The organism is Streptomyces tailanensis (assembly GCF_008386495.1).
Classification (GTDB): domain Bacteria; phylum Actinomycetota; class Actinomycetes; order Streptomycetales; family Streptomycetaceae; genus Streptomyces; species Streptomyces tailanensis.
Window position 1 is genome coordinate 1 of the sequence record NZ_VTHJ01000052.1, and the last position, 12,076, is coordinate 12,076.

The 12,076-nt window shown below is 69.3% G+C and carries 15 protein-coding genes and 1 pseudogene; 5 read left to right on the forward strand and 11 right to left on the reverse strand.

Translation table 11 applies throughout. From position 1 onward, the window contains the following. A pseudogene (locus F3T56_RS47145) lies at window positions 1-396 on the forward strand (IS200/IS605 family accessory protein TnpB-related protein); the annotation flags it as partial. A 6-nt stretch (window positions 397-402) separates the two neighbouring features. On the opposite strand, the gene F3T56_RS33455 reads toward F3T56_RS47145, so the two are convergent. The 6 genes from F3T56_RS33455 to F3T56_RS33480 all read right to left on the reverse strand — a co-directional run bounded on the left by F3T56_RS33455 (window position 403) and on the right by F3T56_RS33480 (window position 7,021). Further along, window positions 403-1,590: a beta propeller repeat protein gene (locus F3T56_RS33455; RefSeq protein ID WP_149829104.1), complete on the reverse strand. Its 1,188-nt coding sequence runs from the start codon at window positions 1,588-1,590 to the stop codon at window positions 403-405. Window positions 1,591-1,667: 77 nt separating this feature from the next. Then, entirely contained in the window at window positions 1,668-2,429 is a 762-nt protein-coding gene (locus F3T56_RS33460; protein WP_172639260.1) for an ABC transporter permease, read from the reverse strand. Beyond that, entirely contained in the window at window positions 2,426-3,403 is a 978-nt protein-coding gene (locus tag F3T56_RS33465) for an ATP-binding cassette domain-containing protein (RefSeq protein ID WP_149829105.1), read from the reverse strand. The genes F3T56_RS33460 and F3T56_RS33465 overlap by 4 nt, the downstream gene beginning before the upstream one ends. 75 nt (window positions 3,404-3,478) lie before the next feature. Continuing rightward, entirely contained in the window at window positions 3,479-4,120 is a 642-nt protein-coding gene (locus F3T56_RS33470; RefSeq protein ID WP_149829106.1) for a PadR family transcriptional regulator, read from the reverse strand. A gap of 470 nt (window positions 4,121-4,590) precedes the next feature. Next, complete coding sequence (locus F3T56_RS33475; RefSeq protein ID WP_149829107.1) at window positions 4,591-6,051, reverse strand: aldehyde dehydrogenase family protein; 1,461 nt, start codon at window positions 6,049-6,051, stop codon at window positions 4,591-4,593. 145 nt (window positions 6,052-6,196) lie between these two features. Next, a complete protein-coding gene (locus F3T56_RS33480; protein ID WP_149829162.1) occupies window positions 6,197-7,021 on the reverse strand; it encodes a helix-turn-helix domain-containing protein in 825 nt (274 codons plus the stop codon). 431 nt (window positions 7,022-7,452) lie between these two features. Between F3T56_RS33480 and F3T56_RS33490 the strand changes: the two genes are divergently transcribed. Further along, window positions 7,453-7,956: an ATP-binding protein gene (locus F3T56_RS33490; protein ID WP_246204145.1), complete on the forward strand. Its 504-nt coding sequence runs from the start codon at window positions 7,453-7,455 to the stop codon at window positions 7,954-7,956. A gap of 69 nt (window positions 7,957-8,025) precedes the next feature. Here the strand turns inward: F3T56_RS33490 and F3T56_RS33495 are convergent, their stop codons facing one another. The 5 genes from F3T56_RS33495 to rpmG all read right to left on the reverse strand — a co-directional run bounded on the left by F3T56_RS33495 (window position 8,026) and on the right by rpmG (window position 10,625). Beyond that, entirely contained in the window at window positions 8,026-8,292 is a 267-nt protein-coding gene (locus tag F3T56_RS33495) for a DUF397 domain-containing protein (RefSeq protein WP_149829110.1), read from the reverse strand. A 391-nt stretch (window positions 8,293-8,683) separates the two neighbouring features. Next, window positions 8,684-8,917, reverse strand: a complete 234-nt coding sequence (gene rpsR, locus F3T56_RS33505; protein WP_149829112.1) for a 30S ribosomal protein S18 — start codon at window positions 8,915-8,917, stop codon at window positions 8,684-8,686. A 6-nt stretch (window positions 8,918-8,923) separates the two neighbouring features. Next, complete coding sequence (locus tag F3T56_RS33510) at window positions 8,924-10,198, reverse strand: CobW family GTP-binding protein (RefSeq protein WP_149829113.1); 1,275 nt, start codon at window positions 10,196-10,198, stop codon at window positions 8,924-8,926. Window positions 10,199-10,203: 5 nt separating this feature from the next. Next, the gene (locus F3T56_RS33515; protein WP_141570159.1) at window positions 10,204-10,455 is read right to left on the reverse strand and encodes a type B 50S ribosomal protein L31; all 252 of its coding nucleotides are present in this window, start codon (window positions 10,453-10,455) and stop codon (window positions 10,204-10,206) included. A 5-nt stretch (window positions 10,456-10,460) separates the two neighbouring features. Continuing rightward, window positions 10,461-10,625: a 50S ribosomal protein L33 gene (gene rpmG, locus F3T56_RS33520; protein ID WP_149829114.1), complete on the reverse strand. Its 165-nt coding sequence runs from the start codon at window positions 10,623-10,625 to the stop codon at window positions 10,461-10,463. Between the two features lie 62 nt (window positions 10,626-10,687). On the opposite strand from rpmG, the gene rpmB reads away from it, so the two are divergent. From rpmB to F3T56_RS33535, 3 genes are all read left to right on the forward strand, one after another. Further along, complete coding sequence (rpmB, locus tag F3T56_RS33525; protein WP_149829115.1) at window positions 10,688-10,924, forward strand: 50S ribosomal protein L28; 237 nt, start codon at window positions 10,688-10,690, stop codon at window positions 10,922-10,924. A 14-nt stretch (window positions 10,925-10,938) separates the two neighbouring features. Then, window positions 10,939-11,244 carry a 30S ribosomal protein S14 gene (rpsN, locus tag F3T56_RS33530; RefSeq protein WP_149829116.1) on the forward strand — a complete coding sequence of 102 codons (306 nt, stop codon included), beginning with the start codon at window positions 10,939-10,941 and terminating at the stop codon, window positions 11,242-11,244. A 173-nt stretch (window positions 11,245-11,417) separates the two neighbouring features. Beyond that, window positions 11,418-11,966, forward strand: coding sequence for a hypothetical protein (locus F3T56_RS33535; RefSeq protein WP_149829117.1), 549 nt, complete (start codon window positions 11,418-11,420; stop codon window positions 11,964-11,966). The last annotated feature ends 110 nt before the right edge of the window (window positions 11,967-12,076 follow it).

The following is a 12,076-nucleotide window of genomic DNA, read 5'->3' on the forward strand; positions in this document are numbered from 1 at the left end:
GAACTCGGCATCCCGGTCATCGCCGTCGACCCCGCCTACACCTCCCGCTGGGGCGCCCACCACTGGCACAAACCCCTCACCACCAAGAACAGGAAACCCACTCGCCACCACGCGGCAGCGGTGGCGATCGGAAGGCGCGCCCTGGGGCACCCGATCCGGCGACGGACGGCACCGCCCCCGCACGACCAGAGCGATCGTGCGGGGCATCGGACCGTCCAGGCCAGACCGGACACCCCGGGGCGTGAGGGAAACCGCCCCCGTATCCCCGGACCACGGACACGATCCGTACGCGCCGGACGCGGAGCGAACGCGGTCGACCAGAACGCCCAACACCGTTCGGGGCGTTCGGCTGAGCACGGGCCCTGGCAACAGGACTCACTCCCGCTCAGTCTTTAGGAACGGTCAGTCCTGGTCCTTACCGATGTGGAAGTCCTGCCAGTGGGTTCCGTCGGCCGATATTCGGCAGTGGCCGCCGCCGAAGCTGTCGCACCAGAGCCAGCCGATCGGTGTCTGCTCGACGGAGCCGGCCGGGCCTCGGGACCGGACGACGCGGTGGAACGTGCGGGCCCGGTCGGCGCTGAGCCAGGCGCCGGACTCGCCGTACACGGTGAGGCTGCCGTCGTCGGCGATGAGGAGGCTCAGGACCGACAGGGGCTCGACTCCCTTGCGGTAGCGCCAGATCCGGGTCCAGGTCTCTCCCCCGTCGGTGCTGGCGTGGAGGGCCAGCAGACCGTTCTTCACGCCCTCGTGGCTGGGCAGTTGGCCGGACTGGACCGCGTACAGCTCGCCCCCGCCCGCCACCACCCAGGGGTTCCAGCCGTCCTTGGCGGTGCCGGGCATACGCGTCGTACGCCAGGTGCGGCCCCGGTCCTCGCTGAGGGCAAGGGTGGGCAGGCCGGAGGCGGGGGCCTCGCCCGCCACGAACAAGGTGTCCGACCCGCCCGGCACCAGTGCGAGGTCGCCAGCGGGATGTACGAGGCCCTTCAGAGGTGGCCGGCTGTCCAGGATTCGGTGTTCGCCCGTGTCCGGCATGACGACGAGCAGTCTGTTGCGGAGACACGAGTTGAGATCGGCGGGGTCCGGCTCCACGCATTCCTCTGTCAGGGCCGCGCCCTTCGGCACGGTCGCCGCAGTGCCCGTCGGCTTCGTCGTACCGGACTTCCAGGTGCGGCCGCCGTCGCCGGTGAACCAGGTGCGGTCGGGCCCGCCGCGGAATGCCCTGCCCTCCGCTATCAGGGCGCGGTCCGGGCCCAGTACGGTCAGGCCCGCGGTGATGCCGAGGTCGCCCGTGATGTCCGGCAGCGGGGAGGTGACCCGGCGCCACTCCCCCGCACCGGCGACGAGCGCGGCGACGTGCTGTCGGCAGCGGGTCCGGGTGCACTCCGCCCGGAGGGTGAAGCCGCTGCCGTCCGCCGCGAAGGCGACGGTGTGGGAGGCGCCGGGGAGGGCGGTGGTGGAGGGAATGCGGGGAGGAGGTGGGGTCGCGCCCGACCTCTGATGCGATGGCTCGCTCGTGCCGCACGCCGACACGACGAGAAGGACCATCAGCGCCACTACGGCCAAGGTGCACTGCAATCGACGTACGTTCATGGATCCCCCGATCCGCGATGACCTGCTGCTATTTCTGGTACACCGCGGAACGCGCTCGGGTTCCCACTCCCGCCCTATTACTTGCTCAGCCGCCCGAACCGCCGTACCGCCAGCGGGAAGAAGACCGCCAGCAGGGCCAGCGGCCACACGATGGCGGCCCAGGTGTGGCCGGGGGCGCCGCCGGGGGCGCCGAAGAGGTCCCGGACGGCGGTGGCGGTGTGGGACATCGGGTTCCACTCGACCACCGTGCCGAGCCAGCCGGGCATGGTCTCGGGGGTGGCGAACGCGTTGGACAGGAAGCCGACCGGCCAGACCAGGATCTGTACCGCCGTCACGAGCTCGGGTTTCCCGGCCACCATCGCCAGGTGGATGCCGATCCACAGCATGGCGAAGCGGAAGAACAGGAGCAGCCCCACGGCCCCGAGGAAGCCGCCAGGGCTGCCGTGCGCGCGCCAGCCGAGCGCGTACGCGACGCCGATGAGGACGGCGAGGCCCAGCGCCGACTGGAGCATGTCCGCGATCGAACGGCCCACGAGGACCGCCCCGTTGGTCATCGGCATGGAGCGAAAACGGTCGATGACCCCTTTGTTGAGGTCCTGGGTGACGGCGAGCAGGGTGCCCTCCAGGCCGAAGGCCATGGTGAGCGCCAGCATGCCGGGGACCAGGTAGTCGAGGTAGTCGCCGGTCACCCCGCGGCCGCCGCCGACCAGGTAGCCGAACATCAGCAGCAGCATCACCGGGAAGACGAGACCGACGAGCAACTGCACCGGTTGCCGCGCCCAGTGGGCGAGTTCGCGACGGGTCATGGTCCAGGAATCGGTCAGCGCGTACGTACTCACACGGCCTCCTTCACGCGGGGGTCTGAAGCCCTCTCATCGCCGGTGAGATGCAGGAACACCTCGTCCAGCGTCGGGCGGCGCAGGGCGATGTCCTCGGCCTCGATCCCGGTCTCCTCCAGTGCGCGTACGACGGAGGAGAGGGCGGTCATGCGGTCGGTGACCGGGGCACTGAGGAGGCGGCGGTCGGCGTCCACCGTGACGGCGTCCTCGGGTACGGGCAACAGGGCGACGGCGGCGCCGAGTTGGTCGGCGTCTCGCAGGGTCACGTCGATGCGGTCGGCGCCGGTCAGGCTCTTCAGCTGGTCGGCGGTGCCGTCGGCGATGACGCGGCCGCCGTCGACGACCGCGATGCGGTCGGCGAGCTGGTCGGCCTCCTCCAGGTACTGGGTGGTGAGCAGCACCGTCGTACCGCCGCCGACCAGGGAGCGTACGGAGTCCCAGACCTCGGCGCGGCCGCGGGGGTCGAGGCCGGTCGTCGGCTCGTCCAGGAAGAGCACCTCCGGTTCGCTGATCAGGGAGGCAGCGAGGTCGAGGCGGCGCCGCATGCCGCCGCTGTACTGCTTGACCGGCTTGCGGCCGGTGCCGGCGAGGCCGAAGCGCTCCAGGAGTTCATCGGCCCGCACGCGCGCGTGGCGGGTGCCCAGGTGGTAGAGGCGGCCGAACATCTCCAGGTTCTGCCGGCCGCCGAGTTCCTCGTCGAGTGCGGCGTGCTGGCCGAGCAGGCCGATGCGGAAGCGCACCTCACGCGCGTGGGTCAGCACGTCGCGTCCCGCCACCTCGACCCGGCCCGCGTCGGGTCGCAGGAGGGTCGAGAGGATACGGACCAGGGTCGTCTTGCCCGCGCCGTTGGGGCCCAGCACCCCGTGGACCGTGCCGCGGGTGACCTGGAGGTCGAGTCCGTCGAGGGCGACCTTGCCGCCCTTGCCGCCGTACTTCTTGCGCACTCCTTCGACAGTGATCGCTGGATCGGCCATGAGCACCCCCTTCACTAGTCAAACTTGACTACTGACTGCGAAGGTAACCGGGGTTCGCCAGCTAGTCAAACTTGATTAACGGTCGTCCTCTGGATGCCGGTCCCCCGTCGCGTACGGGTTCTCCTGGTCCTCCCCCAGGACGCCGATGAACGGCTCGCCCTCACCGGCGAAGGTGTAGGCGCCGCCACGGATGCGCTCGATGAGGCCGCGAGTCCACTGGGCGCCGGTGTCGGCTGAGGTGACCCAGAAGTTCATGATCTCGCCGATGTGGCCGAGCTGGGCGGGGCCTTCCTCGGGCGTGTAGTACTCGGTGACGGATTTGCGCCACTCCTCGATGGTCCGCACGCGCTCTTCGAGGAGTTCGAGGACCTCCTCGCGGTCGAGGTCGACCATGAAGCCGAGCGCGGCGGAGAGCACGTCCGGCTTCTGGTCGTAGGCGGTGAGGGACTCACGCAGCAGCTTGCGGAACTCCTCGGCGCCCTGCTCCGTGATCTCGTACTCGGCGCGCGGCGGTCCGCCGGCGGTGGACGGGGCGATCTCGTGCGCGTGCAGCAGGCCCTGTTTCGCCATCTGTTTCAGGGCGTGGTAGATCGAGCCGGGCTTGGCGTTGGACCACTCGTGCGCGCCCCAGTACTCCAGGTCGTTGCGCACCTGGTAACCGTGGGCCCGCCCATGCTGGCGCACGGCGCCGAGCACGAGGAGACGGATCGCTGACATGGGGTCCAGGTTAGGCCGCGGACACCATGTCTCGGCACGCCGCCCCAGGTCGCGGACGGGCTCAGGTCAAGCGTCGGTACGGGCGGCGACGCCCGGCACGCGTTGAGCACCGCAGGCTCCCACAACACCCAGCCAGGTCACTCGCCCCTCCCCGCCGCGTCGAGCAGGGCGCGGCGGGCCTCGTCATGCGGTAGGGAAGGCTCAGCCCGCCCGAGGGCGCGATCACGCTCCAGGCGGGCGAGCACGAGAGCGTCCTCAAGGTTTGCCGGCTCAGCGGGAGAGATGAGGCCGGCGACCGGAATGCCACGGTCGGTCAGGTGATGCGCTCGTGCTGGGCGGCTCGGCGGACGAGTCCCCCGAGTTCGCCCTGCGCCTCCGCGAGGGGATACGTGGCAGACATGCACCCAGTGTGCACGGGGCGCATGCCTGACGATGTACGGTCCGGGCGCCCGGGACGGGACCGGCGGCCGTCAGAACGGGAAGAAGCTTCGGCCGTGCTGGACCGAGATCCACTTCTGGGTGGTGAAGGCGTCGACTGTGGTTTCGCCGTTGAGGCGGCCGATGCCGGAGTGCTTTTCGCCGCCGAAGGGGACGAGGGGCTCGTCATGGACGGTGCCGTCGTTGACGTGGAACATTCCGGTGTCGATCTGCTTGGCGAAGTTGACGCCGCGCTCGATGTCACCGGTGTGGACGGCGCCGCTGAGGCCGTACGGGGTGTCGTTGACGATACGGACGGCCTCCTCCTCGCCGTCGAAGGGGATGAGGAAGGCGACGGGGCCGAAGACCTCCTGCTGGAGGAGGGCGGAGTCGGCCGGGACGTCGGTGAGGACGGACGGCTCGACCAGGTTGTCGGTCGTGGTGCCGTGGACGAGTGCCGTGGCGCCCTCCGCGATCGCCTGCTCGACGACGGCCGAGAGGGAGTCGGCCTGGGAGGAGTTGATGACCGGGCCGATGACCGTCTGCGGGTCGCGCGGGTCGCCGACCTTCAGGGTCTTCACCTTGGCCACGAACTTCTCGGTGAACTCGGCCTGGATCGAGCGGTCGACCAGGACCCGGTTGGCGGCCATGCAGACCTGGCCCTGGTGGACGTACCGCGAGAAGACGGCGGCGTCGACGGCGTAGTCGACGTCCGCGTCGTCCAGGACCACCAGCGCGCTGTTGCCGCCCAGTTCGAGGATCGAGCGCTTGAAGTGCGAGGCGCAGACGGTGGCGACGTGGCGGCCGACCTTGTCGGAGCCGGTGAAGGAGATCAGCTTGGGGACCGGGTGCTCGATGAACGCGTCCCCGATCTCGGCGATGTCGGTGATGACGACGTTGAGGAGGCCGCCCGGCAGACCCGCCTCCTCGAAGATCTTCGCGACGAGCGAGCCGCCGGTGATCGGGGTGTTCTGGTGCGGCTTCAGCACCACGCCGTTGCCGAGGGCGAGGGCCGGGGCGACCGACTTGAGGGAGAGGAGGAAGGGGAAGTTGAAGGGGCTGATGACGCCCACGACACCGACCGGGACGCGGTAGAGGCGGTTCTCCTTGCCGTCGGTCGGCGAGGGGATGATCCGGCCCTCGGGACGCAGCGCCAGCTGGACCGACTCGCGCAGGAACTCCTTGGCGAGGTGCAGCTCGAAGCCGGCCTTGAGGTGCGTACCGCCGAGCTCGGCGATGATCACCTCGGTGATCTCCTGCTCGTGCTCCTCGATGACCCGCAGGGCCTTCTCGAAAACGGCGCGGCGCGCGTACGCGTTGACCTTGGCCCATTCCTTCTGAGCCCGCTCGGCGGCGCGGTAGGCCTGATCGACCTCCTCCACCGTGGCTATGGTGATCGCGGCCAGCTTCTCGCCGTCGTACGGGTTGAAGTCGATGATCTCCCAGGACCCCGTACCCGGGCGCCACTCGCCGTCGATGTACTGCTGGGCCAGGTCGGTGAAGTAGGACGACATGTGATCCTCAATCAGTCGGCATCGATCAACGATTGATCACTCGTCATCGTACTTGTGGCCAAAGGGAGTTGGAGAGTAACCGGGGGGACTCTGTGAAGACTCACAGGGCGTTCGGTGATCTTCAGGACAGCTGCCTGAAACACCTTTACGACAGCTGCAGCAGGCCCCTGAGCAGATCCCGGCTCTCCGCCGGTGACGGGCTGTCCTCCTGGAGTTGCTTGATCGCCCGCTCGTACTGGGCGACGTCTTCCTTCTTGTCCAGGTACAGCGCGCTGGTGAGCTGTTCGAGGTAGGCGACGTCGGAGAGGTCGGACTCCGGGAAGCTCAGCACCGTGAAGGCGCCGCTCTCGCCGGAGTGGCCGCCGAAGCTGAACGGCATGACCTGGAGCCGTACGTTCGGGCGCTCCGAGATGTCGATCAGATGCTGGAGCTGGCCCCGCATCACTTCGCGGTCGCCGTACGGACGGCGCAGCGCGGCCTCGTCGAGGACGCAGTGGAACTCGGGGGCGCTCTCGGCGACCAGATACTTCTGGCGCTCCATGCGCACGGCCACCCGCTTGTCGATCTCGGCGTCGCTCGCGCCCTTCATACCCCGGGCGACGACGGCGTGCGCGTACGCCTCGGTCTGCAACAGGCCGTGCACGAACTGGACTTCGTACGACCGGATGAGGTGCGCGGCGGCTTCCAGGCCGACGTAGGTGGGGAACCAGCTGGGCAGCACGTCCGAATAGCTGTGCCACCAGCCCGCGACGTTCGCCTCCTTGGCGAGGGAGAGCAGCGAGGTGCGCTCGGACTCGTCGGTGACGCCGTAGAGGGTCAACAGGTCCTCCACGTCACGGGTCTTGAAGCTGACCCGGCCGAGTTCCATACGACTGATCTTCGACTCGGAGGCGCGGATCGAGTACCCGGCCTTCTCCCGGGTGATCCCCTGCGCCTCGCGCAGCCGCCTGAGATGCGAGCCCAGCAGCATCCGCCTCACCACCGACCCGCTCGATTCACCGGCGCCCACGTTCGTCCAGCCTCCCCAACTTCTTCAGGGGCCGAAGTCTGCCACTAAACCACTCCGATCCGCACTCGTCCGGTTACAGAAATGGAAAGTCTTCAACAAGCGAGACGCGAGTGGCGAGAAGTGGGACAGAAGCGAGGGACAGGGGTAACGGGTGGGCAGGACACAGGAAATGGCCAGGGAGGTGTCAGGCAATGCCCAGCATGTGGGAACAAGGTGACAGAAGAAATGTTCAGGAAGCGGCATGCGAAGGTCCATTTCGGGCGTGTGCACGTGCATCTGCCCTTGCATCTGCTCTACGCATCGGAAACCATGGTCCCGCGCCACCGCTGCTGCCTCGCAACGACCGCGATCGATCACGGGGAGTGCCTCGCATGGGGACGAATGGATCGACCATGCTCGAACCCTTACGGCAGGGACTTCCGCCACTCGATCCCGCGACCGTGTCCAACGCCGCGTCCTGCGCGCTGCCGCCCCGCTACGAAGCGGTGCGGGAGGCAAGGCAGTTCACCCGTGGCACGCTCGACCAGTGGCAGATGGGCGACCGCTTCGACGACGTCTGTCTCGTGGTCTCGGAACTCGTCACCAACGCCCTGCGGCACGGCCTGCCTCCCCTGACCGGCCTCGCCCAGGACCCGCCGGTGCGGCTGCATCTGATGCGCTGGACCGAGCGGTTGGTGTGCGCGGTGCGCGACCCCAGCCACGACAACCCGGTCGCGCGCGACTCGGACGACTTCTCGGCGGAGTCGGGGCGCGGGCTGTTCCTGGTCGACTCGTTCGCGGACAGCTGGGGCTGGCATCCACTGGCCGGCACGCTCAGCGGCAAGGTGGTGTGGGCACTGTTCCAGGTGCCGTCGGTGCCGCCACCACCGGGCGGCTACCCCTCGGCCGACCGATGAACCGCGGCGCTTTTCGGCGCCGCGGTTCTACGCGTGTCGCACCATCAACGCCCCGAGGGCGAACGGGCGTTATCCGATCAGGTGGTCGAACTCGCCGTCCTTGATGCCCAGGAGCATCGCCTCTATCTCGGCGCGGGTGTAGACCAGCGCCGGGCCGTCCGGGAAGCGCGAGTTCCGCACCGCCACGTCACCGCCGGGCAGCCGCGCGAACTCCACACAGTTCCCCTGCGAGTTGCTGTGCCGGCTCTTCTGCCAGGCCACCGCGTGGAGCTCGCTGAGCTCCGTCGCGGCCATGCCGTTGTACACGTCATCCACGCCGTACACGTCGTGGTCCACAGGTCGCTCCCCGGGTGGTGCATTGGTGTGCTTGGTGTGCGTCGGTGCACGTTTGGCGTGCGTTGATGCGCGTTGGCTCTGATGTGGCTGTTGGTGCAGTGGTCAACTGCCACGGATCATAGCCCCGTTCACATGCCGATGCGCGGGCATATGCATGGGCATGTGCACGAGCAGATGCACGTGCACGAGGGGTGTTCTTGCGGTTACAGCACTGGAGAGACGTATGAAGCGGCTTTCCTGTTCCATCCGCGCCCGGAAGTTGGCGGAAAGCGTTCGGCCCCGGGGAGGTGGTGGGTCCTCCCCGGGGCCGGGTGGGGGTGGTGCGTGGGTGGTGAGGGGTGGTGAGTTGGGTGGTACTGGAGCGGTACGAGGGTGCCGGCGACGGGGTCGGTCAGCGGGAGGAGTACGGCAGGAGGGCCATCTCCCGGGCGTTCTTGATGGCGCGGGCGAGCTGTCGCTGCTGCTGGGCGGAGACCCTGGTGACCCGGCGGCTGCGGATCTTGCCGCGGTCGGAGATGAACCGGCGCAGCAGGTCGGTGTCCTTGTAGTCGATGTATGTGATCTTGGCCTGGTCCAGCGGGTTGGGGCGGGACTTGGCGGGCTTGCGCTCGGGCTTGCGGGCCATGGTGAGTCAGACCTCCAGGAAGGTGTCGAAGGGGCGCGGCAGCCGTTCCCAGGCGGCGCGTCCGGCGGCGTACTCGGCGTCGGTGAGCAGGCAGGACTCCAGGAGTTGTTCGAGTCCGTCGCGGTCCAGGCCGGGCGAGGTGAAGACCAGGTGCTGGCAGCGGTCGCCGTGCTCCGGGTGCCAGTCGAGGGCGGCCGCGGCCCGGCGTACCGGCGGAACCATGTCCCAGGCCGCGTCCGGCAGCGAGGCGAGCCAGGGGCCGACCGACTCCACGCAGAGGGCGCCGCCGGCCGCGTCCCAGTGGAGCAGGGTGTCGGGGCGTTCGGCCAACCAGAAGCGGCCGCGGCTGCGGGCGGCGGCGCAGCAGAGGTCTTCCAGGGCGGCGTACAGGCGTTCCGGGTGGAAGGGGCGGTGGCGGTGCCAGACGAGGGTGGTGACGCCGCATTCGTCGGCGTCGGTGGGGAGGAGGGCGGAGGCGGGGTGCTGGGCTGCGGCGGCGGCTTCTACGTCGAATCCTGCGAACGCTGCCGCGAGCAGCGCCGGGGGGCGCCGTTGGGGTTGTTGTGCGTCGTCGAGTGCGGGTTCGTTGTGGCTGGTCGCGCCCCGCGGCGGAGCCGCCGGCGGGCACGGCCCCGCGCCCCTGAAAGCAGGGGTGCGGCCCCGGCTTTCTGAGTCACCGCCCTCAATGGGGACCCTCTGCGCCGTCGGGTGCAGTTGGGCCAGCAGCGCCCTGTCCTCGTCGTCCGCCTCCGCCGAGTCCAGGACCGCCAGGACCGGGGCGTATTCCAGCTGGCGGGCGAAGGTGTCGGCGACCGTGCGCTGGTCGGTGGTGGCGGCGGCGAGGCCGCGTTCGGCGAGGTCGTCGCCGTTGGCGAGGGAAGGGAGGAGGAGGGCGGGGTCCACGGCCGTGATGACCGAGGTGAGGCGGAGGCCGCTGGCCGCGACCACCTCGGCCATCGCCTTGGGCTCCACCGAGTCCCACAGTTCGACGACGGCGAGGCGGGTGAGGCCCGCATCCGCGAGCCGTTCCAGCTCGGGGACCAGGTCCTCACGGAGGGCGCAGCACGCGCAGTCGTTGACGAGGGGGGTCTCGCCGCTGGAGATGAGGCCCGCCGCGTCCCGTACGGTCCGGACGACCTTGGCGTCGGGACCGTCGATGGCGGTGGTGAGGTCGTGGTGCAGCGCGACGCTGCCCGGGACCCCGGCGAGCAGCGCCTCGACGGCGGCCCGCCGGGCATCGGCGTGCAGCCCGCCGACGATCGCGACAGACAGCTGGGTCACGTCGGTCAGCCCCGCTTCTTCCCGTACCGCTTCTCGAACTTCTCCACGCGCCCCGCGGTGTCCAGCACGCGCGCGGTGCCTGTGTAGAAGGGGTGGCTGACGTTCGAGATCTCGACGTCGACCACGGGGTACGTGTTGCCGTCCTCCCACTCGATCGTCTTCTCGCTCGTCATGGTCGAGCGGGTGAGGAAGGCGTGGTTCGCGGCGCGGTCGCGGAAGACGACGGGCCCGTACGACGGGTGGATGTCCTTCTTCATGGCGGTCAGCGCTCCTCTCGGAAGTCGACGTGGCGGCCGACCATCGGGTCGAACTTGCGCAGTACCAGGCGGTCCGGGTTGTTCCGGCGGTTCTTGCGCGTGACGTACGTGTAGCCGGTGCCGGCCGTGGACCGGAGCTTGATGACCGGCCGGAGTTCGTTGCGTGCCATGCTGGTACCTTACTGAAAACGAATTCCATTTACACAACCCCCAGAAGAGAGGTGCATCACCCTTGTCCGCCCACTGCATGCTGACCGGCGCCCAGCCCGGCTTCGGCAACCGCATCTCGCACTCCCACCGGCGCACGTCCCGCCGCTTCGACCCGAACATCCAGTCCAAGCGGTACTGGTTGCCGAGCGAGAACCGGTATGTGCGGCTCCGGCTCAGCACGAAGGGGATCAAGACCGTGGACGTCATCGGTGTCGAGGCCGCCGTGGCCCGGATCCGCGCGCGCGGCGTGAAGGTCTGAGAGGTGCTTGTCTGATGGCGAAGAAGAGCAAGATCGCGAAGAACGAGAAGCGGCAGGAGATCGTCGCGCGGTACGCCGAGCGGCGGGCCGAGCTGAAGGAGATCATCCGGCGCCCGTCCTCCACGGACGCCGAACGCGCCGCCGCCCAGCGGGAGCTGAGCCGACAGCCACGCGACGCCAGCGCCACCCGCGTACGCAACCGGGATCAGGTCGACGGGCGGCCGCGCGGTTACTTCCGGACGTTCGGGCTGTCCCGGGTGAGTCTGCGGGAGCAGGCGCACGCCGGGTTCCTGCCGGGGGTGCGCAAGTCGTCCTGGTAGGACGACCAGGTATCCCGGTCGTCGTCACGGTTCCGCTGAGCGGCCCTCACAGGTCCTCACAGTTCCTGACAGTTCCCGGCCGTCTTTCGCAGAGCTACTCCTGGTAGCTTGCGGCTGTCGCCCCGGCGACCGGATCCGGCCAGACCTTTGGGAGACCTCCAGTGACTACGGCGATGACGGCAAGGACCGCGAGGAGGGCGACCTCCGCCTCCGCCCGCCGGCGCATGCGCGTCGCGGCAGCGGCGGCCGGTCTGGCGGCCGCGCTCGCGCTGACCGGGTGCAGCAGTGACGAGGCCGACTCCGAGGCCAAGGAGTCGTCGGCCGCCCCGACGGCGGCGGAGAGCGCGGACGGCGACGGTGGCTCCGGGGACTCCTCCGGCGCCGAGACCGAACTACAGGGCAACTGGCTGGCCACGACCGACGGCAAGGCGGTCGGCCTGTTCGTCAACGGCGACGAGGCCGCGGTCTTCGTCGCGGGCGGCTCGGTGTGCAGCGGCAAGGTCTCCGACTCGGCGGGCATGCAGATGATCAACCTCAAGTGCACCGACGGCAACGACGACCGCGCCTCCGGCATGGTCGACTCCGTCGACGCCGAGTCCCTCACGATCACGTGGGAGGGCGGCGCCGGCGAGGAGAAGTTCCAGAAGGCGGAGGGGGCGCTGCCGTCGGGGCTGCCGACGGATCTGACGGCGGATCTGCCGACGGCGAGCGCCGGGTCGTAGATGTCGTAGATCATGTGTGGGGCGGGCCGCGGAACTCCGGTTTCGCGGCCCGTTCGCACACCCTCCACCACCGGCTGCGACAACAGCCATGACGTCTCGGGGACCTGCTC

Excerpts from the sequence above, each read along its gene's own strand:
- F3T56_RS33515 (WP_141570159.1), bottom strand. The coding sequence starts at position 10,455 with ATGAAGAAGGACATCCACCCGTCGTACGGGCCCGTCGTCTTCCGCGAC.
- F3T56_RS33490 (WP_246204145.1), top strand. The coding sequence starts at position 7,453 with ATGCTCGAACCCTTACGGCAGGGACTTCCGCCACTCGATCCCGCGACC.
- F3T56_RS33535 (WP_149829117.1), top strand. The coding sequence starts at position 11,418 with ATGACGGCAAGGACCGCGAGGAGGGCGACCTCCGCCTCCGCCCGCCGG.
- rpmG (WP_149829114.1), bottom strand. The coding sequence starts at position 10,625 with ATGGCACGCAACGAACTCCGGCCGGTCATCAAGCTCCGGTCCACGGCC.
- F3T56_RS33465 (WP_149829105.1), bottom strand. The coding sequence starts at position 3,403 with ATGGCCGATCCAGCGATCACTGTCGAAGGAGTGCGCAAGAAGTACGGC.
- rpsR (WP_149829112.1), bottom strand. The coding sequence starts at position 8,917 with ATGGCCCGCAAGCCCGAGCGCAAGCCCGCCAAGTCCCGCCCCAACCCG.
- F3T56_RS33470 (WP_149829106.1), bottom strand. The coding sequence starts at position 4,120 with ATGTCAGCGATCCGTCTCCTCGTGCTCGGCGCCGTGCGCCAGCATGGG.
- F3T56_RS33480 (WP_149829162.1), bottom strand. The coding sequence starts at position 7,021 with ATGCTGCTGGGCTCGCATCTCAGGCGGCTGCGCGAGGCGCAGGGGATC.
- rpsN (WP_149829116.1), top strand. The coding sequence starts at position 10,939 with ATGGCGAAGAAGAGCAAGATCGCGAAGAACGAGAAGCGGCAGGAGATC.
- F3T56_RS33455 (WP_149829104.1), bottom strand. The coding sequence starts at position 1,590 with ATGAACGTACGTCGATTGCAGTGCACCTTGGCCGTAGTGGCGCTGATG.
- F3T56_RS33475 (WP_149829107.1), bottom strand. The coding sequence starts at position 6,051 with ATGTCGTCCTACTTCACCGACCTGGCCCAGCAGTACATCGACGGCGAG.